Annotated in this window: 16 protein-coding genes and 1 pseudogene; 7 read left to right on the top strand and 10 right to left on the bottom strand. The window is 46.3% G+C overall.

Annotation, left to right across the window (positions count from 1 at the left end; genetic code table 11):
* The first annotated feature begins 227 nt into the window (after nt 1-227).
* Together I3248_RS07120 and I3248_RS07125 are read left to right on the top strand one after the other, a co-directional pair.
* On the top strand, nt 228-650 hold the full coding sequence (locus I3248_RS07120; protein ID WP_238063109.1) for a YbaN family protein: 423 nt from the start codon (nt 228-230) through the stop codon (nt 648-650).
* A 239-nt stretch (nt 651-889) separates the two neighbouring features.
* Nucleotides 890-1,099, top strand: coding sequence for a cold-shock protein (locus I3248_RS07125; protein WP_025644841.1), 210 nt, complete (start codon nt 890-892; stop codon nt 1,097-1,099).
* 223 nt (nt 1,100-1,322) lie between these two features.
* On the opposite strand, the gene I3248_RS07130 is transcribed toward I3248_RS07125, so the two are convergent.
* Nucleotides 1,323-2,405: a YeiH family protein gene (locus I3248_RS07130; protein WP_238063110.1), complete on the bottom strand. Its 1,083-nt coding sequence runs from the start codon at nt 2,403-2,405 to the stop codon at nt 1,323-1,325.
* A 262-nt stretch (nt 2,406-2,667) separates the two neighbouring features.
* Between I3248_RS07130 and I3248_RS07135 the strand changes: the two genes are divergently transcribed.
* Nucleotides 2,668-3,600 carry a LysR substrate-binding domain-containing protein gene (locus I3248_RS07135; protein WP_037058811.1) on the top strand — a complete coding sequence of 311 codons (933 nt, stop codon included), beginning with the start codon at nt 2,668-2,670 and terminating at the stop codon, nt 3,598-3,600.
* A gap of 157 nt (nt 3,601-3,757) precedes the next feature.
* On the opposite strand, the gene I3248_RS07140 is transcribed toward I3248_RS07135, so the two are convergent.
* Nucleotides 3,758-4,213, bottom strand: coding sequence for a universal stress protein (locus I3248_RS07140; RefSeq protein ID WP_025644836.1), 456 nt, complete (start codon nt 4,211-4,213; stop codon nt 3,758-3,760).
* A 53-nt stretch (nt 4,214-4,266) separates the two neighbouring features.
* A complete protein-coding gene (locus tag I3248_RS07145; protein ID WP_238063111.1) occupies nt 4,267-4,728 on the bottom strand; it encodes a universal stress protein in 462 nt (153 codons plus the stop codon).
* Nucleotides 4,729-5,014: 286 nt separating this feature from the next.
* Between I3248_RS07145 and I3248_RS07150 the strand changes: the two genes are divergently transcribed.
* Nucleotides 5,015-8,065: an insulinase family protein gene (locus I3248_RS07150; protein WP_238063112.1), complete on the top strand. Its 3,051-nt coding sequence runs from the start codon at nt 5,015-5,017 to the stop codon at nt 8,063-8,065.
* A gap of 84 nt (nt 8,066-8,149) precedes the next feature.
* Here the strand turns inward: I3248_RS07150 and I3248_RS07155 are convergent, their stop codons facing one another.
* Nucleotides 8,150-8,713: an NUDIX hydrolase gene (locus I3248_RS07155; RefSeq protein WP_025644830.1), complete on the bottom strand. Its 564-nt coding sequence runs from the start codon at nt 8,711-8,713 to the stop codon at nt 8,150-8,152.
* Between the two features lie 328 nt (nt 8,714-9,041).
* Here I3248_RS07155 and I3248_RS07160 point away from each other — a divergent pair, with 328 nt between their 5' ends.
* Nucleotides 9,042-9,815 carry a CoA pyrophosphatase gene (locus tag I3248_RS07160; protein WP_238063113.1) on the top strand — a complete coding sequence of 258 codons (774 nt, stop codon included), beginning with the start codon at nt 9,042-9,044 and terminating at the stop codon, nt 9,813-9,815.
* Nucleotides 9,816-10,037: 222 nt separating this feature from the next.
* Here the strand turns inward: I3248_RS07160 and I3248_RS07165 are convergent, their stop codons facing one another.
* The 5 genes and pseudogenes from I3248_RS07165 to radC form a co-directional block, all read right to left on the bottom strand.
* On the bottom strand, nt 10,038-11,393 hold the full coding sequence (locus tag I3248_RS07165; RefSeq protein WP_238063114.1) for an oxygenase MpaB family protein: 1,356 nt from the start codon (nt 11,391-11,393) through the stop codon (nt 10,038-10,040).
* 142 nt (nt 11,394-11,535) lie between these two features.
* The gene (locus I3248_RS07170; protein ID WP_051397398.1) at nt 11,536-12,123 is read right to left on the bottom strand and encodes a DUF2799 domain-containing protein; all 588 of its coding nucleotides are present in this window, start codon (nt 12,121-12,123) and stop codon (nt 11,536-11,538) included.
* A gap of 93 nt (nt 12,124-12,216) precedes the next feature.
* On the bottom strand, nt 12,217-13,416 hold the full coding sequence (gene nhaA, locus I3248_RS07175; protein ID WP_238063115.1) for a Na+/H+ antiporter NhaA: 1,200 nt from the start codon (nt 13,414-13,416) through the stop codon (nt 12,217-12,219).
* A 987-nt stretch (nt 13,417-14,403) separates the two neighbouring features.
* Nucleotides 14,404-16,866: pseudogene (locus tag I3248_RS07180) on the bottom strand (acyl-CoA dehydrogenase); the annotation flags it as partial.
* Between the two features lie 422 nt (nt 16,867-17,288).
* Nucleotides 17,289-17,972: a DNA repair protein RadC gene (gene radC, locus I3248_RS07185; RefSeq protein ID WP_025644814.1), complete on the bottom strand. Its 684-nt coding sequence runs from the start codon at nt 17,970-17,972 to the stop codon at nt 17,289-17,291.
* Between the two features lie 206 nt (nt 17,973-18,178).
* Between radC and coaBC the strand changes: the two genes are divergently transcribed.
* Together coaBC and I3248_RS07195 are read left to right on the top strand one after the other, a co-directional pair.
* Nucleotides 18,179-19,522: a bifunctional phosphopantothenoylcysteine decarboxylase/phosphopantothenate--cysteine ligase CoaBC gene (gene coaBC / locus I3248_RS07190; RefSeq protein ID WP_238063117.1), complete on the top strand. Its 1,344-nt coding sequence runs from the start codon at nt 18,179-18,181 to the stop codon at nt 19,520-19,522.
* Between the two features lie 80 nt (nt 19,523-19,602).
* A complete protein-coding gene (locus I3248_RS07195; protein ID WP_037058804.1) occupies nt 19,603-20,379 on the top strand; it encodes a TSUP family transporter in 777 nt (258 codons plus the stop codon).
* 157 nt (nt 20,380-20,536) lie between these two features.
* Here I3248_RS07195 and I3248_RS07200 read toward each other — a convergent pair whose 3' ends face one another.
* Entirely contained in the window at nt 20,537-21,958 is a 1,422-nt protein-coding gene (locus I3248_RS07200; protein ID WP_238063118.1) for a DASS family sodium-coupled anion symporter, read from the bottom strand.
* Nucleotides 21,959-22,235 lie beyond the last annotated feature (277 nt).

Here is a 22,235-nt window from a genome sequence, read left to right on the forward strand (position 1 = left end):
AAAACCACTTAAGAAAAAACCACTTAAGAAAAAACCACTTAAGAAAAAACCACTTTAGCCTTTGCTATTAGTGGTTTTTTTATAGGCAGATGGTAGAGGCAGACCGCTAGACATGAAATAACCACATAAAAACGCAAAAACAATATTGAGCCAAATGAGTCTTTATTGCATGATTATTTTTTTATAAAAATAGCTCTTAAACGCCCACTAGCATTGATGTAATCAATATGACCGACAAAAAAGCCTTTTATTATCGTCCCAAGACCAATCAGTCTAACAGCCCAACGGTGCGCTGGACGTTTGTGATACTAGGCTGGTTGTTTTTTGTGCTGGGTATCATTGGCGTATTGTTACCAGTGATGCCGACCGCACCTTTTATACTGTTGGCAGCAGGGTGCTGGGCGCGCAGCTCAAGACGCTTTCATTTTTGGCTGATTAATCATAAATACTTCGGCAAGTACGTCCGTGATTGGGAAGAAAATCATGCAGTACCGCTTTATGCTAAGTGGCTTGCGACCATCATGATGGCGATATCGACAGCTATGCTGTTTTATCGCTTGCCTGAGGGTTTGATTTGGATAGCGTGGCTTGTCGCAGTGGTCTGTACAGGGGTTGCTATTTACCTTTTTCGCTTGCCAAATGCTCAATAAACCAATAAGTTAGCGCAAAAAAACGCTGATTTGTAACCAGTTACACAAAAAGCCATATATCACTTGCGATAGTACGATAAGCCTTTTATAATACGCACAAGCTTAAGAGCAGTTCTGCACAAATCATTACCTCGTAGTATTAGTTATAATCCTTCGTTTTAATATTTATCGTCAGTAGCTATTTGCAAGCGTTACCGGTCAATGAGACCATCAATAAATTAAAAAGTAGGATTATCAACATGTCAGACGTTCAAAAAGGTACAGTTAAGTGGTTCAACGAAGCTAAAGGCTTTGGTTTTATCGCTCCAGAAAACGGCGCAGACGTTTTTGCTCATTACAGCGAAATCTCTGGTTCTGGTTTCAAAACTTTGGCTGAAGGCCAAGAAGTTGAGTTCACTGTAACTCAAGGCCAAAAAGGCCCACAAGCACACAACATCGTTGCTATCTAAGTTGTCTTTTTACTGACAAGCTATTAGATAAATAGATGTAAGAAAAGCGAACCTTAGGGTTCGTTTTTTTATGCCTGCCGTTTGAGGTTTGGCTGTCGAGAGCTATCCCTCTTATGGGTTGCATGCAAAGCATAATCCGCCGGTAGTGATAGACATAAAAAAACCTACGCTAAGATGATGCTTAGCGTAGGTTTTTTTCTTTCGTATTAATATCAGCTAACTATTAGATAAAGCTAATACCGATATTAATCAGACCACCGCCAAGGAGTAACCAGCCAAACATAATCGCGCCTAAAATAAGCGGCTTAGAGCCTGCTTGCTTGATCGCACTGAGATGCGTGGTGAGTCCTAACGCAAACATTGCCATAGTCAGCAGTACATCATCGAGCAGGACCATAGTACTCTCAAAGCTATCTGACATATTCAGCCAAGTATGCAGCAGCACGATTAAGATAAAAATGAAAGCAAACCAAGGTACTTTGACTTGCTTGACTCGGCTCATAACGGGTAGTTTTTCTCCTTTGCCATTACCGCTTTTGGTGAGCAGAAAGGACAAAATCAATAAAAATGGTGCAAGCATCATCACGCGGATCATCTTAGTCACCACTGCCGTATCGCCAACCTCTGCGCTGATGGTGTTGCCCGCGACGACGACTTGCGCCACTTCATGAATGGTAGAGCCGGTATAGATGCCATAATCTTGCGGTGACAGCCACACTTGTAGCCAGCCGAGATGATAGAGAAAGGGATACAGCAGCATGGCAATCGTACCGAAAACGACAACGGTTGCCACCGCAATAGTAACTTTGTGCGCTTCAGCTTTGATGACAGGCTCCGCGGCAATAACCGCCGCCGCCCCGCAGATACTTGCGCCAGAACCAATGAGCAACGTCGTCTCTTTATCGACTTTTAACAGCTTAGTACCGATCCAATAGGTTAATAAAAAGGTGGAGCTCAGCACTAACGTGTCGCTTAATACCGCTGGCATACCAACGCCAGCCACTTCTGTCAAAGTCAATTTGAAACCATAAAACATAATCGCTAAGCGCAAGATTTGTCCTTTGGCAAAACCAACGCCAGCTGCCAAACTTGGCGCGAACTTGGGATAGATAGTATTACCCAGTATCATTCCAAGCAAGATAGCAAGGGTTAACGAAGACAAGCCTATAATGCGCCCGTGACTCCAGACGTCCAAGCTCGTATTTAGCCATAAGCAAAACAAGCTACCGATGAGCACGGCGATCAGCCCTGCTAGATGCCGAGTCCGAGGCATATAATCAGTTATGGCTTGTATAAAAGAGGGCATATTGAGATCCTAACGGGCGTTTTTTTTGCTTATTGACTGCTGTTATTGAGGTTGCTTTAAGGCGTTGCCATCGTAATTATTAATAGTTTTGACAGGCATTAGCTTATGTATGGATATTATAAGTAAAGCTCATATATAATAAAAACAGATTGATGAGATAGGAATTATCGATTTTTTGGGTAAAAGAAAGCGAAAAGCTTGGATACCTATAGGTTTGCTTGTCTCTATCTATCAATGACTCACTCGTTACAGGACGCTTATTTTGACGGACAAATCTAGCCAGACACTGCCAAAGATTACCCTAAAACAGCTAGCGGTCTTTGTCAGTATTTATCAGACGGGCAGTACAAGCCGTGCTAGCGAGCAGCTGCACTTGTCGCAGTCAGCGGTCAGTAGTGCTTTGGCCGCGTTAGAAGAGCGCCTACAGATGCCGCTATTTGAGCGGGTAGGCCGTAACCTCAATCCTCATCGCAATGCCCAAGCCGTTTACGTACAAGCACAGGCTATATTAGGACAAGCGCTTACCCTTGAGCATTATCATAAGCATCAAGCCGGTCAGTTGCATATTGGCGCGAGTACTACTATCGGCAATTATGTGTTGCCCGAGCTCGTGGCTCAGGTATATGAAGCGCTGCCCAAAGCCAGCATCGAGCTGTATATCGCCAATACGCGCGAAGTCATCAGCGAGATTGAACAGCTTAATATCGACATCGCGCTTGTAGAAGGTATGCCAAGGCCGAGCGATAGCAAAGTGCTAGAGCAGCGCGCTTGGCGTACTGACACTTTGATGGTCTTCGCCAAGCGTGATAGCCGGTGGCTAAAAGGATTGAGTAATTATAACGAAGCGGGCGGCGGTTATGAGCTGACCACCGAGCAGCTCTCAAAGCTGCCCTTACTCGTGCGAGAAGCAGGCTCAGGCACTCGTCAAATCATTGATGAGCAGTTATTGCAGTATCTACCCGGTGCGGAGGTGGTTCGGGCCATCGCGCAGTCAGAAGCGATAAAAAATATGGTCAACGCCGATATAGGACTGGGCTGTCTCTCGCAGCACGTCATCGAAAAAGAGCTTGCGGAGGCAAGTCTAGTACCTGTCAAAATTAAGGGAATAGATCTAAGAAGGACGTGGTGGCTAGTTTGGCACAAAGCCCGGCATCAAAGCCCGATTTGGCAGACCTTTATTGATATTATTCAGTAAATGCAGCGTTATACCTTTAGCGCAATCTTTATCGCGCCAGCAAAAAGCGCTGTGTAGCAGCTATACATAGTAGTCATATATAGTAGCTACACAGCGCTTTTGTTTGAGAGTTAGTCTTTCGATTTAAATGCGAATAAACGGATAGAATGACGCTTGATTAATCTGGTTTATCAAGCCGAACCACTAAGCTATCGCAAGGTACATTAGGCAAGATGTTATCAGCGGTGGCACCGCTCAGCCAAGCAACGATACCGTGGCGCTCATGTCGACCTATGACTAATAAATCGACTTCGTGTTTGTGACAATAATTAACGATACCTTCGCTGCTAGAGATAGCGGTAGTCACTTGCGAGTTGACTACATTTAGCTCATTGCGATCCAAAAACTGCGCTAGCTTAGCGCGTGCCTCTTGGCAACGTTCATCATCGATCTCATCGTAGAGACTAGACGCTGGCACCAGCTCATAGCCGAAGCCAACCATGGTGTCTTTTACGATATGTAGTACCGATAACTTAGAGTTCGGGCGGTTAGAGACGATATGCTTAGCTTTTTGGGCCACGATATCAGCATCTGGTAAAAGGTCAGTAACTAATAAAATATGTTGATAACTCATAAAGTCTTCCTTGTGGCTGATGATATCTACTATAGCACTACTGATAGGCGCTGTTAAGTCGCTACTGGCTGATCGAGCTTGACGACTAAGCTATCACAAGGCGCATTAGGCAAGATATTGTCTGCAGTCGCGCCGACTAACCAAGCCGCGATACCTCGGCGCTCATGGCGTCCGATAATGAGCAGGTCAACGTTCTTGTTATTGCAGTAGTTGACGATGCCTTGGTCGTTAGAGATCGCCGCTGTAACCTCAGAGTTGACCGCATTAAGCCCATTACGATCAAGAAATTGTGCCAGTTTTGCTCTGGCTTCTTGCCAGTGCTCGCCATCTGTTTCGCCAGATAGGCTCGACGCGGGTACCAGCTCATAACCGAAGCGCACCATATCGTCTTCAACGATGTGTAGTACTGATAATTTTGCCTCAGGCGAGCCGGCAAGCACGCGTTTCGCTCTTTGCGCGACGATGTCGGCATCCGATAGCAAGTCGGTGACTAATAAGATATGTTGGTAACCCATAGTAGACTCCTTTATTAACATCCTTTCATTCATAGTAGCAGTAGCGCTGAGCTTTGTTAAGTAAAATCCATAATTTAATTGTGGTTATGAATAGCGCTATAAAGTTAAGACTTATCACGTCAATCTAGTTATGGGCGTTAGCGCTTGTAGCTTGACTTATCAAACCACTAGCCCCATCTAGCAGCAACGATACTTTTTAATAAACGTCTTAACACACTTTTCATCGAAAGCACTGACTAGTTAGACACCGAACCAAAGAGCAAAATAATAGGCCACAAGGATATTTATGACTGATACATTTACAGCGGATCTTACTCTGCATCCGGCATTTGAGCTTATCGAGCATCGTCACATCGAAGCACTCTCTATTGACGTCATCATCAGCCAACACGTCAAAACGAGCGCTATGCACTATCACTTAGCGCATCCTAGTAGTGAGAATGCTTTTTTGGTGGGCTTTCGTACGCAGCCAATGGACTCCAAGGGTGAAGCGCATGTGCTCGAGCATGTCGCGCTGTGCGGCTCCGAGAAATTCCCAGTGCGCGACCCGTTCTTTTCGATGATTAAGCGCTCGTTAAATACCTTTATGAATGCGATGACAGCGGCCGATTGGACCGCGTATCCTTATGCCACGCAAAATAAAAACGATTATTTTAATTTGCTCGAAGTCTATCTCGATGCTGCTTTTTTCCCAAATATTCATCCGCTAGATTTTGCGCAAGAAGGTATTCGCGTTGAATTAGATGAGGACGATAAACCGCAGTTTAAGGGCATTGTCTTTAATGAGATGAAAGGGGCGATGAGCGGCGAGATCGATCAGCTCTATCATACTGTTGCCCATCATCTGTTCCCAACGACGACTTATCACTATAACTCAGGCGGTGATCCTGCAGATATTCCTGACTTGACTCATAATGAGCTGGTGGCGTTTCATCAAAGCCATTATCATCCAGCAAACAGTGTCATCATGAGCTTTGGTAATATTCCGGTCTCTGAGACGCAAGCGCGGATTCATGATGATGCGTTAACTCAGTTCGCCGCGGGCAAAAAACACGTTTCGCGTCCAGAAGTGCGTCTGTCAGCACCGATTAGTGCTGTCGATACTTATACTGCCGACGAAGCCGGTCCTAATCAGACTCACCATGTCCTCGCTTGGCTACTGCCTTCGATTACTAACCCTAAGCAGCGCTTGGCACTGCGTTTACTCGAAGGGGTGCTGATCGAGCATGCCGGCTCGCCACTACGGGCTTATCTAGATAGTCATCCACTAGGCACGTCACCCAGTCCGCTACTAGGTCTGGACGATAGCCATTATGAAATGGTGTTTTATACTGGTCTGCGCGGCTCTGAGCCTGAACATGCTGAGGCGGTGGAGCAAGGCATTATGGACTTGCTTGCTGATGTCGCAAGCACGCCTATCGATTCTGATACTATCGAGACAATACTGCATCAGATCGAGATTGACCAGCGTCATATCGGCGGCGATAGTATGCCTTATGGTCTAAACTTGATGTTAGAAGGCTTTAGCACCGCTATTCACGACGGCAATCCTATCGACGTGTGGGAGGTCGATGAGCACTTGGCTTGGCTACGCGAACAAGTAAAAGATGAGCAGTGGCTGCCTAATTTGATTAAAACGCATCTACTCGATAATAATCACCGAGTGCGCGTGACTTTGGTTCCTGATAGCGAAAAATCAGCGCGCCTAGCTGCCGCTGAGCAAGTGCGCCTTGATACTATCGCTATGGATTTGACCGAAGATGATAAGGCAATCCTTGAAAAGCAAGCGCTAGATCTAGCGGCGCGTCAAGCTGCGCCTGATGATCTAAGCTTATTACCTAAAGTGGGCTTAGAAGATGTACCAACCGATATTAGTTTTAAGCAAGGCACGCAAAAGCAAGTAATGCTTAGCGGACAGGACAGCACTTTGTTTGAATACGAGGCAGGCACTAATGGCTTGTATTATTATCAAGTGATTGTGCCGTTGACTGATGCGATTGGCAATCAGGATACGAGCAACCTGCCAGTGAACGAGGTGATTAATCATCCGCTGCTGCCGATTTATCTAAGCTTACTCTCAGAGCTCGGTACAGATGAGCTTGACGCTTATGAGATGCAAGCGAAGCAGGCGGCGCACTCATCAGGCGTGACCGCCCGTATCAGCCAACGTACTGCTATCGATGACAGTCATGCGATTAGCAGCTACTTTGTGGTGGCAACTCGCGCATTGAACCGTAAGACGGAAGCGATAGACTTGCTAAAAGAGGTGATGCAGCATAGTGTCTTTGAAGAGCATGACCGTATCAAGGAGATTTTGCAGCAGCGTCAGGCCAGTTGGCAGTCGCGTCTGGCCAGTGCAGGCCATGCCTACGCATTACAAACGGCGAGCCGAGCGATGAGCCGTCAAGCGCAGCTAGAGTATGTCCGTAGCGGTCTGCCCGCGCTTAATGCCCTAAAAGACTTCTTAGCCCATGCAAGTGATGACGATAACAAATGGGATGAGCTGGCTACTAGCTTGATGGCGCTGCATCAGCGCTTGCTGAGCCTGCCTAAGCACGCCGTTATCATCTGTGAGGCCGAGCAAACCGAGCGCTTAAGCGATCTGATTGTAGATAGCTGGCAGGACGTTAAGTCATCCACAGCAAATGCTAAGCAGATAGAGGAGAATATCCCAAGCGAGTTTACTCAGCTTGAATTAGATCCAGCGCTAGACGGCGAGCCAGATGCTGTCAAGGCGCTGGAGAGTGACCCTATCGCTGAGGACTTAGCTTGGCTGGTTGCGACTAACGTCTATCACAACGCCAGCGCTTATAGCGTACCTGCTGCTGACCATCCAGATACAGCAGCGCTTATGGTGCTTGCGCCTTATTTACGTAATGGCTACTTGCATAGCGCCATTCGTGAGCGCGGCGGCGCTTATGGCGGCGGCGCCGGCTATGATGCTAATGCTTGTGCCTTTAAGTTTTTCAGCTACCGCGACCCGCACTGCGCTGAGACTTTTGCGCACTTTGAGGCCAGTATCGAGTGGTTACTGAGTGAGCCGCAAAGCGCTGAGCAGCTAGAAGAGGCGATACTGGGCATCATATCGGGTATGGATAAGCCCGGCTCGCCAGCAGGGGAGGCGATTAAGGCTTGCTTTGCCAATCTACATAATCGCGGCGAGGACTGGCAGCGTAAGATGCGCGCCGCTATTCTGGCGGTGACTATTGAAGATATACAGCGTGTGGCTAAGCAGTACCTGCAAGGCCAACAGCACGTGCGTGCGGTGCTAGCGCCTTATGATAAAGAGGACAGCGTAAAAGAGTTAGGCTTTAAGGTTTGTAAAATTAACAGTTAGCCGTTACTGATATTTGAAAAGAAGAAAAGCCAAGCACGATGCTTGGCTTTTTTGCGTTAAGCGATAAGCTATTACAATTAAGTGTTAATAACGCTTAATGCTTTTGTCTTTGGCAATCTGATCTTGATGAATCGGGAAGTCTTCACGCTTATCGAACTGCTTACGATCAGCGAAGTAGTTGTTGAGTGTGCGTCTCACCGCCTCAAAAGCGATCTCATCCCACGGGATATCTTCTTCTTTAAATAGCGCGCTATCTAAGCTCTCAGAGCCAATACCATAAGCGCCGTCTTTTAGATCGTTTAAGTAAATCACATAGATCTGACCGATATCAGGGATATCATAAAGACAATAAAGCTGCGGGTTAATGACCACTGCATCGGCTTCCTCAAAGCTCTCGCGCGCCGCGCCTTCTGCCATGGTTTCACCATTTTCCATAAAACCTGCTGGCAACGTCCAAAGGCCATATTGCGGCTCGATAGCACGGCGACATAAGAGCACTTTGTCTTCATAAATCACTAGCGACCCGCAGATCATCTTAGGGTTTTCGTAGTGAATGTAGTTACAGTTAGGACAGACTAAGCGCGGCATATTATCCGTAGGGGGGATTTTGCGCTCGGCTTCATGACCACACTCGAGACAATATTGCATAACAGCTGCCTTATTTAATTGAGAACCTAGAAATTTTTAGCTAACAAGCCTTTAACGTTTCAGCTTGCAGAGCCCTAAGATAGCATAGTTTTTAGTATTAGCAGGGAGCGATATCATAATGCTCCTATTCAAGAACAAAAAAACACTATATAGAGAATAAAGCAGGAAATGTAGTCCGTCATTGATGCCATATATTATAAATGGTATGCGCTACAGATGGCTGGAGGTGCAGGGCAGCTAAATTGGCCTACGCAGTCATCAACTTGGCACTACTGACATGCTAAGATGATCCCATATACAGGACTGATGATAAAAATAGGCAGTAATAATGACAGTAATTCATGAGTTTGAGAGCTTTGATGAGCTAACCGTAGCACGGCCTGCCTTTATTCGTCATCCTAAGCTTAGACAATTGGCTGAGCGCGTGCAACAACGAACGCTGAAGACGTCACCAGACACGTCGTCTGATACTTTAGTGAGCGCCTCTGCTTATAACCTCTACGACAAAACCTATAACGAGCGAGTGTTACAGAGCTTATATCAGACCCCTATCGCTGATGCCTCCGTACTCGTAGCGATTACTCGTGAGCGCAGGCCGAAATTGCTACTGACTCGCCGCGCAGCGCACATGAAAAGCCACGCAGGAGAGGTATCCTGTGCAGGCGGTAAGTATGAGCTAGGTGATGGTAATAACGTGGTCACTGCGCTACGTGAAGCTTATGAGGAGACTGCGCTGCTACCTAATAAAGTCCAGCTTCTCGGTCAGCTGCCGATTCAGACCTCAAAGAGTGGGATGAGTGTCCGTCCTATCGTAGCACTTATCGCGCCAGACCTGCCCTTGATCCCTGAGATCGGCGAGATATCGCGCATTTTTTGGGCGGACTTTGAAACGCTGATCACTCAGCCGACAACCGAGTATGCCATAGAGTATACGATGCTTGAGCAAACGGCAACGATACTCACGCCAAGCTGGGAGGTCGATGGCGAGACCGTTTGGGGACTAACCGGCAAGGTCATCGCCAACTTACTAGAGACCGGATTTGATCGTCAGCTTGAGTGGTATTATCGTCTAAAAGACTCAGGAGTTGAGTTAGACCGCTAACGATATGCGCTACTCTACAGCCTAGGGCGTGTCCCTAATTCAAGCGTTTATGACTAAATGGGCTAAAAATGGCTAAATCTTTGGCAAACGGTGTCAAATAGCTGGTCAATATCTTGATATTACCTTCGCTATTTTCCTTGTTTGCCTGCGATTTATCTCATTTTCATCATCATTTTTGAAATAGGGACACGCCCTAGTTAAACCTTCGTTATGACTCTTTAGTTATGATTCTTTATAATAACGGTCGTTTTTTTTCAGCCACCAGTTCATATTATCTTGGCGCTCAGCGCGGAACTGCTCAAGCTTCGCCGCCATAGTGCTGTTGTGCTGGCGTGCCGTATCAAGCGCAAACAAAATCGGTACTGAGGTTAATACGCCAAAACGAATTTTCGATTTGGGCAGCTGTAGTCCATCACCGATATCATCACCGACTAAGGTGCGAGTGACACTGGCATTGACCATCTCCACAAACCGGCCTTTGCGATTATCTTCGCCCATGAGCTGACGCGGTAAGTCGTGCAGCGCTTTGGCTAAGGGTTGTCCCATCTTAAAATCAAGCTGCTGAATGGACAAATAAGTATACAGCCACTCCCAGCACGCCGCTTCCGTCTGCGGTAAACGCGCTAAATCCACGCCCATCCAGTAGCTGGCCAAATTCCATAAATGCAGAATGCCGCGAGCTTCTTCGCTACTGATACGCGCGCCTAACAGCCGCAGCCCGCGCATAATCAGTAACGAGAATTGTAGATGAGTTGCAATCATATCGGTCTGATTGATCGGCAGACCCCAATAGTCGCTATTCCAGCTGCCATCAGAATTATGATGCTGAGCGCTTGTGCTAATCACGCCATCCGCTGCAGTGAGTTTACCGGTGAGCAGTTTTTGCCGCACTAAGGTATGGATTTGCCGCACCTGAATGGACTGACGCCAGCCCTCAGAGCCAATCGCTAATACTTGCGAGAGAGGCGCTTTATTTTGAGCAGAATCGTTTAGCTGTGGATGCTCAGAGACCGCCAAAATATAGGCGTAAGTACGCATCAAACGCGGCAGTGCATCGTGCATTAATGCCCCAGTCTGAATCAGCGGTAAAGACAGCGCCGGAATACTATAACCTGCCATTAGCGCAACATTACGCAGTAGCCATATTAGCATCAGCGGATAGCGGCGATAGGCGATAGCGCCGATCTCTGCCAGCTTAGGATCAAACCAGTCAGGATGAGCGCTAAATTGCTCAGTTAGAGTGATAAAAGCGGGATGGGCGAGGATGTCGTCATCTATGCTATCGTTCGCCGCTCGCTTAGCATCTGGCTGAGTATGAGCCGTATTCGCTGGCAAGATGAGCTGCTGTAAAGGCTTAGCAAAGCGAATATTATCAGCAGCCAATTGATCGACTAGAGGATCACCGATGTCGTAACCCTCGACAATCTCAGCCAATAACTTCGGATCAATCTGAAAGTCTTTTGGCAATAAATAGCGTCTAATGCGCTTGAGTACTTGCAAATCGCTATGGTCATCGATAGCAGTGCTACGACCATGACGCTGATAGCTGCCTGTCTGTATACCGTTATAGTTAGCCATATCTGTAGCACCGTTTTGCGAGGATCTCTTGCCTTTATTATAGCAGTGACGTTACTGCTCTCAAGATACAGACGGCTTCATCAGCGCTTTATAACAGCTGCTTTGTGCACGCGGATAAGACTAGATAACAAGCTAATCGTAGTTAGTCGCGATGGACATAGTTTAAGCGGCTAAGCTGTCTTTCAGTGTAGATTATCTCGCGTTCGAGTCTTCGCAGTTTTGCCGGTAGCGATAACAGATAGCGGCGCGCTTCTTTTTCGTCTTCAAAATCGAGCATTTGCCCAGCACGCAGCTTAGTATAGTCTGCCTCGTATTCTTCTAGTAGCGCTCTGTCATCGTTAAGCTGTTTATTCAAACGGTAATATTCGCGGCCTTGCTGATTGGCTTGTTGTAGTCTCATGGTGCTACTAGCTGGACAAACACGGTTTAGCTCAAGACCACGACGACCGATATTGTAGGCATTATTCACAGTACAGTACTGCTTAAGACCTAACTGACGACCACGCTCCCAAGATTCATAATCAGCGGCGACATTGGCTTTAGCGCAAGCTTTTGAATGCGCAGCAAGCCTACTAGGAGGATAGCCTGCCACGCCGTCATTGTAGCCGATAGCTTGCCAGTTACCGACCATGCACTCTTCCACTGACAACGTCGCACAGCTTGCAAGTAACAGAGCACTACTACTAACAGTTACTAAAATCAGTCTAGATAACAGCCTAGATAACAGCATAGTAAGCTTCCTTTAATAGGCTTTATTCAATAATGCTTAAACGCCCTATCGTCCATTACTGCAAGTAGTCTATCACTGCACGGCGCAACAGTATTAATGACGCGTTAGGTCCACTGAGGTGCTGCTAACGTTATCTTTGAGAGTGGCTTTGAGCATAAGGTAACCGGCGACACCTGAGACAATGGAGCCCATGATAATACCTAAGCGCTCATCGAATAATGGCGAGCCGCCGCCAAAGGCAAGACCGCCGATAAATAAACTCATGGTAAAACCAACACCGCATAATAGCGCGGCACCATAAATCTGCTGGAAGTTCATACCGCTTGGCATTTTTGAGATACCAAGTTTGAAGATTAACCAGCAAGCGAGCATCACACCAATTTGCTTACCGACAAATAAACCTGCGGCAATGCCAAGTGGCACAGAATGGAATAGCTCAGCAAACCCTGCTCCTTTGAGCGAGATACCAGAGTTGGCAAAAGCAAATATAGGTAAAATACCAAAAGACACGGTGTTTTGTAGATCGTGCTCAAGCTCTTCGAGCGGGGAGTGCTCAGGATCTGTGCGATCAAACATCGGAATAAATAATGCCAATACCACCCCAGCTAAAGTGGCATGAATACCAGACTTTAGTACCGCGATCCACATAATCACCCCAACGAGGATATAAGGGGTGATAGTAGTCACGTTGCGGCGGTTAAGAAGATATAGAACCGGTAGACAAAGCGCTGCAAAAGCGAGCGAGCTGAGTGATAATTCATTGGTATAAAATAACGCAATGATTAAAATAGCGCCAATATCATCGAAAATAGCAATCGATACTAAAAACACTTTTAGTGAGTTAGGGACTCGGCTGCCAAGTAAGCTTAAGATACCAAGGGCAAAGGCAATATCCGTCGCCGCTGGAATAGCCCAACCTGCCCAAAATTCAGGCTCGTCATAGTTAAAGGCCATATACACGATGGCTGGGAAGATCATACCACCGATAGCGGCACCGGCTGGCAGGATGATTTGTTTGACGTTAGAGAGCTCACCGATGAGTACTTCACGTTTGAGCTCAAGACCGACTAAAAAAAAGAAAATCGCCATCAAACCATCATTAATCCAATGATGGGCATCTTTGGCAATCGCAAAGCTACCTATCTGAATAGCGACTGGCGCATGAATAAAGGATTCGTACCAAGTACTAAGAGGGCTATTGGCAATAATCATCGCCACGATAGCTGCCAGCGCTAATACAATGCCGCCTGACGCCTCGAGCTCAAGAAATGCTTTAAATCTTTTTACTGCCATATCATCCTCATGTGTTCAATTGATACCGTCAACTTAGATCGTTCTACTTATATTTTATAAGATGACAAATAGTTTGCTTTAGTTTCTCACAAATCTCTCAATATAAAAAATTTAATGCACTAAATATCATTATAAAACAATACGAATAAGCAAAATTTTTATTTTCTAGACTCTACTCAAAGACAAAATTTGCTGTTGTTGTCCTAAAAACAGGAGTCAAGCTTTAGAAACTATAGTGTGCTGGCAAATACTGTCCAGTGCGGATAAAAAGCGCCTGATATACAAATGCTTTAGATAAATTTAGCAGACTTTGTCATGCTTTTGGGTTTTCTTATTAGTTTGACTCTATCGCAAACAAAAACTTCAGCCTATTTTAGACTGAAGTTTTTGATTCTAGACTTAAGCAACTATTTATCAATGTCTGGCTAGATTATTAGCGTCTGGCTAGACCTTATCGCTTTCATCACTTTCACTACGACGTAGACCATCTTGCCATGTGTCAGTTTCAGCGCCGCTTATCTCATGATCACGAGTCTCAGCAGGCTTATTTATGGCCTCCGGCATATTTGTAGTCTCTATCGTATTGTCCGCTTCGCGGAACGAGTCCTGAATAGAAGCCGTGTCGTTACTATGCTGGTCATTGTTGTTTGGAGCATTGTTGTTTAGATCATCCCCACGACGGTGATTATAGCTCATACGCTCATTCAGCGTTGTCTCTGCATCGCGATGACGATGTTTAAGCGCCTCTTCTTCAGGATGGGCTTGCGTAAAGTCGGTTTGCTCAGTAGTTTCTCTAACAGTATCTTGCTCGCTACGCATCTCCACATCACCATCTTCTTCATAGCCATGATTAGGATTGGCATCACCAGTCTGCTCATGAAAACCAGTTGCCGCTTCATCGTGAGCGGGTGATGGTGTGTTTTTAGCCGCAGCATTACTATTGAGCTGTGCGTAATCGGTAAGCTTATGCACCGCGTTCTCTAGACTATGAGGATTATCACGCTCTTGAGCGTGCTGTAAGTGCTCATCAAAAACATCTGTCAATAAGGAATCGTAGCGAATGCCGTTATAGCGGATTAATTGCTCCGCTTCACTTTCAGTGATATCGCCATTTTGACTGGCTTGTACCACATGGTCTTCAAAGGTTAAACCCGCAAACTCACCTTTGTGCTCCGCTTTTTTAAATTTTTGCCATAATGGCTCAACTTCAAGTAATGTCTGATACGCATTTTCCATGCGTCCATTAGGATCCTCAGGGTCGGTACTGTAATAGACCATAGTTTTGAGATAATCGCGGAATGGGTTAGCTTCAAAATCATCCATAAAGGTATCACCAAGCTTCACTTTGAGCTCATCGCTTGTCGGCGTAAAGATACGGCCGCTAGGGAAGGTGACAAAGCCAACTACATTTGCTGCTATGCGGTTGGGGAAGTTGGCAAATAAAGAGACAAAAGCTTCTTGGATAGTATATAAGCTGTCTTGTAAAGCGACCTTGGCATGCAAGCGCTCAGCTTCAGATTTGGTGCCATTCTCATAGAACTGCAAAATAGCCGTAGCAATAAATAGATGACTATGAATGTCTGCTAGGCGGCCAGAGAGCATCTCTTTACGCTTCAGATCCCCTGCCAGTAGCCCTAATGCCATGTCTGCGGTCAGCGCAAAGCTCGCACTCAAGCGGTTAATGTGCTTGTAGTAAGGGCGTGTAAAGGCATCGGCAAAGCTTGGCGCTTTACTACTACCACCGACATAACCTGCCACAAAGGCACGGGCACCGCGATTAAAGGTATAGCCTAAATGTTTAAAAAACAAAGTATCAAACTCTTTTACCGCGCTTTGCTTGTCTTCGCTTTGGAGCAGTTGTAGTTCATCAAATAGATAGGGGTGACAGCGCATCGCGCCTTGACCAAATATCATCAATGAGCGCGTCAAGATATTCGCGCCTTCAACGGTAACGGAGACAGGAATAGCCTGATAAGGGGTCGATAAGAAGTTGCGTGGGCCCATCTGAATACCGCGGCCACCCAAGACATCCATACCATCATTGACCACTTCACGCATGGTCTCTGTGGCATAGTATTTTGCCATAGCTGTCATCACTGATGGCGTACCTCCTTGATTAAGACCACAAGTTACTAGATGGCGAAAAGCTTCAAGCATATAAGTTTGGCTTGCCATCCGGCTTGTCGCATCTTGTACGCCTTCAAACTTACCGACTGAGATTTTAAACTGCTCGCGCACCTTAGCAAAAGCACCGACCGACAGATAAGTCATCTCGCTTGCTGAGGTCGAGAGCGCCGGCAAGGAGATACCGCGGCCTACGCCTAAGCACTCCATCAGCATGCGCCAACCGCGTCCTGCGTTTTCGACCCCGCCGATGATGTAATCTAGTGGAATAAAGACATCAGTGCCATCGACCGTACCATTCATAAAGGGCGAGCCACCAGGATTGTGACGAGGGCCGGTAATGACGCCTTCGTGACTGGCAGGCACTAGCGCACAAGTAATGCCATAATCTGTCTTATCGGCATCGCCAAGTAGACCTTCTGGATCGTACATCTTAAAGGCTAGACCGACCACTGTGGCAATAGGCGCTAGCGTGATCCAGCGCTTAGAGAAATTCATGCGAAGGCCAAGGACTTGCTCGCCCTCATGATTGCCATAACAGACCACACCCGTATCAGGGATAGCGCCTGCATCTGAGCCGGCTTCTGGTCCTGTCAAACCAAAGCAAGGAATCTCCTCACCACTGGCGAGCCCCGGTAACCAGCGCTGCTTTTGCTCGTCTGTACCATAATGCATGAGCAGCTCACCTGGACCGAGCGAGTTTGGCACCATACAGCTGACCGCTGCGGTAGGCGAGCGTGAGGCAATCTTGCTCATCACAAGGCTTTGTGCGTAAGAGCTAAACTCTAGACCACCGAATTCTTTAGGAATAATTAAACCCAAAAAGCCATTATCTTTGATAAATTGCCAAGTCTCAGGGGATAAGTCCTTATCTTCGTGCTGAATCTGCCACTCATCAATCATCGCGCAAAGCTGTTCGACTTCATTATCGATAAAGCTTTGCTCCTCAGCAGACAGCTTAGGATAAGGGTACTCAGCAAAGGTATTCCAATCAGGCGCGCCCATAAACAGCTCTTTTTCCCACCAGCTCGTTCCGGCATCGAGTGCTTCGCGCTCAGTATCGCTCATGCTCGGCATAGCCCCGCCTAAAGTCTTGTAGACAGGCTTAGTAATAAGCGCTTGGCGGATAGGAGTAATAAGAAGTACTAGGCATAGTAGGGCAATCGGCACCCCTAAGATAAGCGACCACGGACTGATAAAGGCAGTGACTACTACCGTCACAATAGCGACAATACTGCCAGTCACCCTCGACAACGACATTAAAAAGATGGCCAAAATCACGGCTAACTGAATAAGTATTGCCAAAACAAATAAACCAATCGCCATGATGGTCTCCTTAACAAGCGCTAGTAAAACTAAAGGTGGTGTTATAAATAAAGAGTCGTTATAAAATTATGGTAGTCACCAGTAGGTGCATCTCTATATAACGTTAAAAGCTGCAATCATTGCAACAGAAATCTAGTGATAACACTTTCAGCCTGCAATAACACAGTAATATAATTTTATCTTCCAATATGAAATAATACCTGATAAGTATCAAGGATAAAAATGCTGTTCTATGTCGAGAATATGTATCCATTGCTAGGGAGTGAGGAGGTATAAAATAAAGAAAGTATGATAGTCACTTAGTGATAATGACCTCATCACACTATTAGACTGTATTTTTTGCAGATGTGTTTTTATATCCTCAGTTATAGTATAAGCATCAGCTGATAACTTCTATAATACCTACTCAAGATAATCAATATTCAAGCGAAAGGGGCTAGGCCTTGTTCGGCATAAGACAGCGTATCATTGCGGCCAACGATGATGTGATCGACTAAAGACAAATCTAACAAGTCGCACGCTTTTTTGAGCTCATAAGTGAGTATATTATCCGCGGCTGAAGGCTTAGAATCGGTATGAGGATGGTTGTGAGCGATTATCAACTGACTAGCGGCGTGAGTGAGTGCGTGGCGAAGTACGTGTTTGATGCAGACCGAGCACGAGGAGATACCGCCGGTAAATAGTATCTCAAAGTTCAGCAGACTCAAGGCATTATCTAAACACAAGACGGCAAAGACTTCTCGGTGCTCGCCGCGTAATTGCGTACTAATATAGTCTTTGACCACTTGTGAGCGCCCAAGTCCCTGTCCGGTTTTAAGCTTACTGTCTAAGTAGCGCGTGCCCATCTCAAGCGATGCGAGTATCTGGGCATACTTGGCAGGGCCGATGCCATGGCAGGCAAGAACGACCTCTTTTGGCGCGGCTAACAGCTCGGCAAGCGAGCCAAACTCATCGATCAAATACCTTGCCAGCTCAATAGCCGACTGCGACTGAGTACCGGTGCGCAAAAATATCGCTAGTATCTCAGCGTCAGAGAGATGACTTGCGCCAAATTTTAGTAGCTTTTCTCTTGGTCTATCATCTTCGTGCCAATCCTTGATCGCCATTATTCATCCTTTCTTGGCTAAGAGTTATAGAGGGGTTTTGAGCGCGGTTTTTGATTGATTCATTCACAAAGCTAGTCATGGTTTTTTATAAAAAATGGCTAAGCTAGCGATAGCACTATAAAACCTTACCTAACTTATCTCATACTTGTTACTATAAGCGCAAATTTTATCTTTTCTTTTCTTTATTACCTATCGATGTCATGCTTATGTCAAACGTTCTACTCGCTATCACCGGCGGTGTCGCCGCTTATAAATCTGCTTTTTTTGCCCGCTTATTGATCAAAGCAGGGTTTGAAGTGCGCGTCATTATGACCACAGGGGCGCAAGCTTTTATTACCCCGCTTACCTTGCAAGCTTTAACGGGTAATGAGGTGCATACCTCACTACTTGATGAAGACGCTGAGGCGGGTATGGGGCATATCGAGCTGGCCAAGTGGGCCGACTTACTCATTATCGCGCCCGCTTCTGCCAATACTCTAGCGCGACTGGCGATGGGCATGGCCGATGATTTGCTTACTACCGTTTGTCTAGCGACTAGCGCGCCTGTCATGGTTGCTCCGGCAATGAATCAGCAAATGTGGGCGCATCCGGCGGTGAGTCTTAATGTGCAGACTTTGCGTGATATGAATTATCATATCATTATGCCAGCGAGCGGCGAGCAGGCCTGCGGTGATGTCGGTGCTGGGCGCTTGCCTGAGCCTGAGCAGCTATTGAGCGAGGTGCAACTGTTTTATAAGCAGCAGTCTATTGAACAGAGTTTAACGGGCAGGCGAGTGGTGATTACCGCAGGGCCAACGGTTGAGGCGATAGATCCGGTGCGCTATTTGTCCAATCACTCTTCTGGCAAGATGGGTTTTGCACTAGCTAATGCCTGCCGTGATGCTGGCGCGGAGGTGGTGCTAATCGTCGGTGGTAAGGTGAGTCTGCCGACGCCGACGGGTGTCACGCGCATCGATGTGCTGTCAGCCGAGCAAATGCTGAGCGCCGCGCAGCAATGTGTCGATGGCACACATAGCGCCTTACAAGCTCTGCCAGCCTTAGCGTTTGACGAGCATCATAGCCATGACCACGAGCATGACGACTGCTGTGGTTGTGAGGATACGGATAGCTATATCGAAGAAAGTCGTCTCACTAAACCGGCAGATATCTTTATCGCGACTGCCGCCGTTGCTGACTATCGGACTCGCGATGCTGCGCCGCAAAAAATCAAAAAGACTCAGGACGCTATGAGCCTCGATCTGGTCAAAAACCCAGACATTTTAGCGACAATTTCTTTGGCACACCCAGAGCTGTTTGTGGTTGGCTTTGCCGCGGAAACCCAAGACGTTGAGCGCTACGCACGCGGTAAGCTTGCGGCCAAAGATTTAGACATGATTGCTTGTAATGATGTCTCGCGCGCTGATATCGGCTTTGCAAGCGATGATAATGCCATGCAAGTGTTTTTCGCTAAAGCCTATGAGCAGAACGCAGTAGTGCTCGATAAAGCCAGCAAAGACAAAATCGCAGAGCAATTGACCACTTTGATAGGTCAGACCTTGGCAAAGCGCTAATGGTTTTTCGCACTAATAAAGGCAGTCGTGCAAGCGCAGTCAAGCGCAGTTATGCCATACAAGTTTAACAGGTGAGCGCAATGGTGGCTGATGAGCACACACAGACGCTACTTTTATTAGCTATATTTGGCTTCGCGTCGCTGCTGCATGGTATTAGCGGGCTTGGCGTGACTTTGGTGACGACTACCGCTTTAGCGAGTCTTTACCCTTTGCCGCACGCTATCGTATTGGTTATTTTTCCCTCACTACTACTCAATGCCATGACTTGGCTGAGTGGTGGGGGACGTAGTGTTTGGCAAAACCTCACTTATTATGGCAAACGTTACTGGCTATTGGCTTTGATGAGTTTGCTTGGCAGTCTACTAGGGGCAAAACTGCTGCTATGGGTGGAGAGCGCTTACATCTTATTGTTACTGGCCGCGGTGATAAGTTTTTATGTCATAACGGCACTGCTGGGCAAACAAATACGTCTGCCAAATACCAAGGCTATGCTCATTATCGTAGGTCTAAGCGCAGGTATCATAGGTGGCGCGACGAATGCCATGTCGACTATTTTGATGATGTACTTATTGTCAGCGAGCGATGATAAAGACACTATCGCCAAAGTCGGCAATATGTGTTATTTCTTAGGGAAGATTGCGCAAATTATTGTCTTGCGTGAGCCTATTATGGCGCTGACAGGGAGTGAGTGGCAATTGATAGCTATCCTCAGTGCGGTATCTGTTGTTGCCTTATTAGTAGGGATTCGCTTACGTCGTTATTTACCGCAAGCGCGCTTTCGTCAGCTTATTCTACTGATTTTAACGGGACTGGGTTTGCGCGTTGGCTGGCAGGGAATAACCGCATTAATGATGTAATGACCCTATAAAAAGATAGCCACAACATACTTTTAAAAATGAAACAACTATCGGTATGTCTATAACGGTATACCTATAAAAAAACCTCACTGCTAAGTCATGACATTAACAGTGAGGTTTTGGCTTTGTTGTTATTGCTGTTTTGGATAGGACTCACTTAAAGTAAAAAGAAGTACGCCCATAGTCCAATAATGACTGTAGCTATGATATTGAGAACCACGCCAGTACGTATCATCTCAGATTGTTTGATTAACCCCGTACCAAATACGATCGCATTCGGCGGCGTGGCTACAGGTAGCATAAAGGCGCACGAGGCACCAATGCCGATTACCAGTACTAACACTTCACTTGGGATACCCATCTGCTCAGCAATCGCTGCAAACACAGGGACTAATAGTGCAGCAGATGCCGTATTGGAGGCAAATTCGGTCAAAAAGATGATAAAAGCTGAAATAGCAATCATCACTAGGATGAGCGGCGCCGCTGATAAAGCACTAGCAACGGTTTCCCCTAGCACTAAAGAGGCGCCAGAGACTTTTAACACTGTCGATAGCGCGATACCGCCACCGAATAACATGAGCACGCCCCAGTCGGTATTATCAGAGACTTGCTTCCAAGATACTAACCCTAAGCTCACCACAGCGGCGGCGGCTGATAATGCAATCACAGCATCTGTATCAGAGATATCTAATGCTGCACCTATTTTTTTGGAGAATATCCAGCTAAGCGCTGTCAAAACAAAAACAATGATAGTGACTATTCTTGGTTTATTCCACTCAATAACCTCATCTTGCGCAATAGTGACTTGTCGATTGAGATTAGGTTTGAGTACCAAGTACATCGCACCCAGCAAGATAGGTAACAACACTAGCATCATCGGGATACCAAACTTCATCCAATCGATAAAAGCGATATCTAAAGCTTTGGCAGCGATAGCATTAGGCGGTGAACCTACGATAGTCCCTAATCCGCCAAGACTGGCTGAATAAGCAATACCTAATAACACGAACACAAAGGTGCCACGATCTTTTTCGCGATCTACTTGGGTTAAAATACCTAGCGCTAACGGTAACATCATCGCGGCAGTTGCGGTATTCGATATCCACATCGACAAAAACGCCGTCACCCCAAATATCAAAAACACGGCGGTACCCAATTTACCACCTGACATAGATAGTATTTTTAGGGCAATCTTTTTGTCTAATTGCTGTACGTGCAGTGCTGCTGCCAAAGCAAAACCACCAAAAAACAAATAAATGATGGGGTTGGCAAAGCTTTGCAAACCAATTCTTGCATCAAAATCTGGAATGCCAATCAGCGTTCCTATTACCACGACCAGTATGGCGGTAATAGTGACGTGGACCGCTTCGGTAAGCCAAAGCGCGCCGATGAAGAACAACATTGCCAAGCCTTTATTGGCACTGATATCAAATGGCAGAATGTTATAAATCACTAGACTGACTACTGCTGCTATAGCGACGACGATCAATCCTTTGCCTGTACCTTTTGGAAAAGTATCGGTAAATAAATACTCATTACCGTCTTTAGGCAGGTGATCATCTAATTTTTGTTCTGACATGAATAGTCCTTATTATGCGCAGAGATATGGTGGGAGTATTAACTAGAGGCTACTGATAGAGAATGATGAATAGACTAATCGCTTTTAAGGACAGCTGCTATAAGTCGCCAAGTCTTATCTTTAGCCACATAAAAAATTTAGCCATAAAAATGGAAGCTATAGTAGCAGAATGATGTCGGTTAAAATAATGACTATTTTTGATGCTTCACAGCCAATCCATAATAGGGCGTGTTGAACATTCGACCTTGGCACTGACAGAGACTATTTTTTAGGCGAT

The organism is Psychrobacter sp. Ps3, assembly GCF_022129275.1.
Classification (GTDB): domain Bacteria; phylum Pseudomonadota; class Gammaproteobacteria; order Pseudomonadales; family Moraxellaceae; genus Psychrobacter; species Psychrobacter submarinus.

What these genes read in the sequence shown, in the direction of transcription:
- I3248_RS07120 (WP_238063109.1), top strand. Translation starts at nt 228, where the DNA reads ATGACCGACAAAAAAGCCTTTTATTATCGTCCCAAGACCAATCAGTCT.
- I3248_RS07125 (WP_025644841.1), top strand. Translation starts at nt 890, where the DNA reads ATGTCAGACGTTCAAAAAGGTACAGTTAAGTGGTTCAACGAAGCTAAA.
- I3248_RS07130 (WP_238063110.1), bottom strand. Translation starts at nt 2,405, where the DNA reads ATGCCCTCTTTTATACAAGCCATAACTGATTATATGCCTCGGACTCGG.
- I3248_RS07140 (WP_025644836.1), bottom strand. Translation starts at nt 4,213, where the DNA reads ATGAGTTATCAACATATTTTATTAGTTACTGACCTTTTACCAGATGCT.
- I3248_RS07145 (WP_238063111.1), bottom strand. Translation starts at nt 4,728, where the DNA reads ATGGGTTACCAACATATCTTATTAGTCACCGACTTGCTATCGGATGCC.
- I3248_RS07150 (WP_238063112.1), top strand. Translation starts at nt 5,015, where the DNA reads ATGACTGATACATTTACAGCGGATCTTACTCTGCATCCGGCATTTGAG.
- I3248_RS07155 (WP_025644830.1), bottom strand. Translation starts at nt 8,713, where the DNA reads ATGCAATATTGTCTCGAGTGTGGTCATGAAGCCGAGCGCAAAATCCCC.
- I3248_RS07160 (WP_238063113.1), top strand. Translation starts at nt 9,042, where the DNA reads ATGACAGTAATTCATGAGTTTGAGAGCTTTGATGAGCTAACCGTAGCA.
- I3248_RS07165 (WP_238063114.1), bottom strand. Translation starts at nt 11,393, where the DNA reads ATGGCTAACTATAACGGTATACAGACAGGCAGCTATCAGCGTCATGGT.
- I3248_RS07170 (WP_051397398.1), bottom strand. Translation starts at nt 12,123, where the DNA reads ATGCTGTTATCTAGGCTGTTATCTAGACTGATTTTAGTAACTGTTAGT.
- nhaA (WP_238063115.1), bottom strand. Translation starts at nt 13,416, where the DNA reads ATGGCAGTAAAAAGATTTAAAGCATTTCTTGAGCTCGAGGCGTCAGGC.
- radC (WP_025644814.1), bottom strand. Translation starts at nt 17,972, where the DNA reads ATGGCGATCAAGGATTGGCACGAAGATGATAGACCAAGAGAAAAGCTA.
- coaBC (WP_238063117.1), top strand. Translation starts at nt 18,179, where the DNA reads ATGTCAAACGTTCTACTCGCTATCACCGGCGGTGTCGCCGCTTATAAA.
- I3248_RS07195 (WP_037058804.1), top strand. Translation starts at nt 19,603, where the DNA reads ATGGTGGCTGATGAGCACACACAGACGCTACTTTTATTAGCTATATTT.
- I3248_RS07200 (WP_238063118.1), bottom strand. Translation starts at nt 21,958, where the DNA reads ATGTCAGAACAAAAATTAGATGATCACCTGCCTAAAGACGGTAATGAG.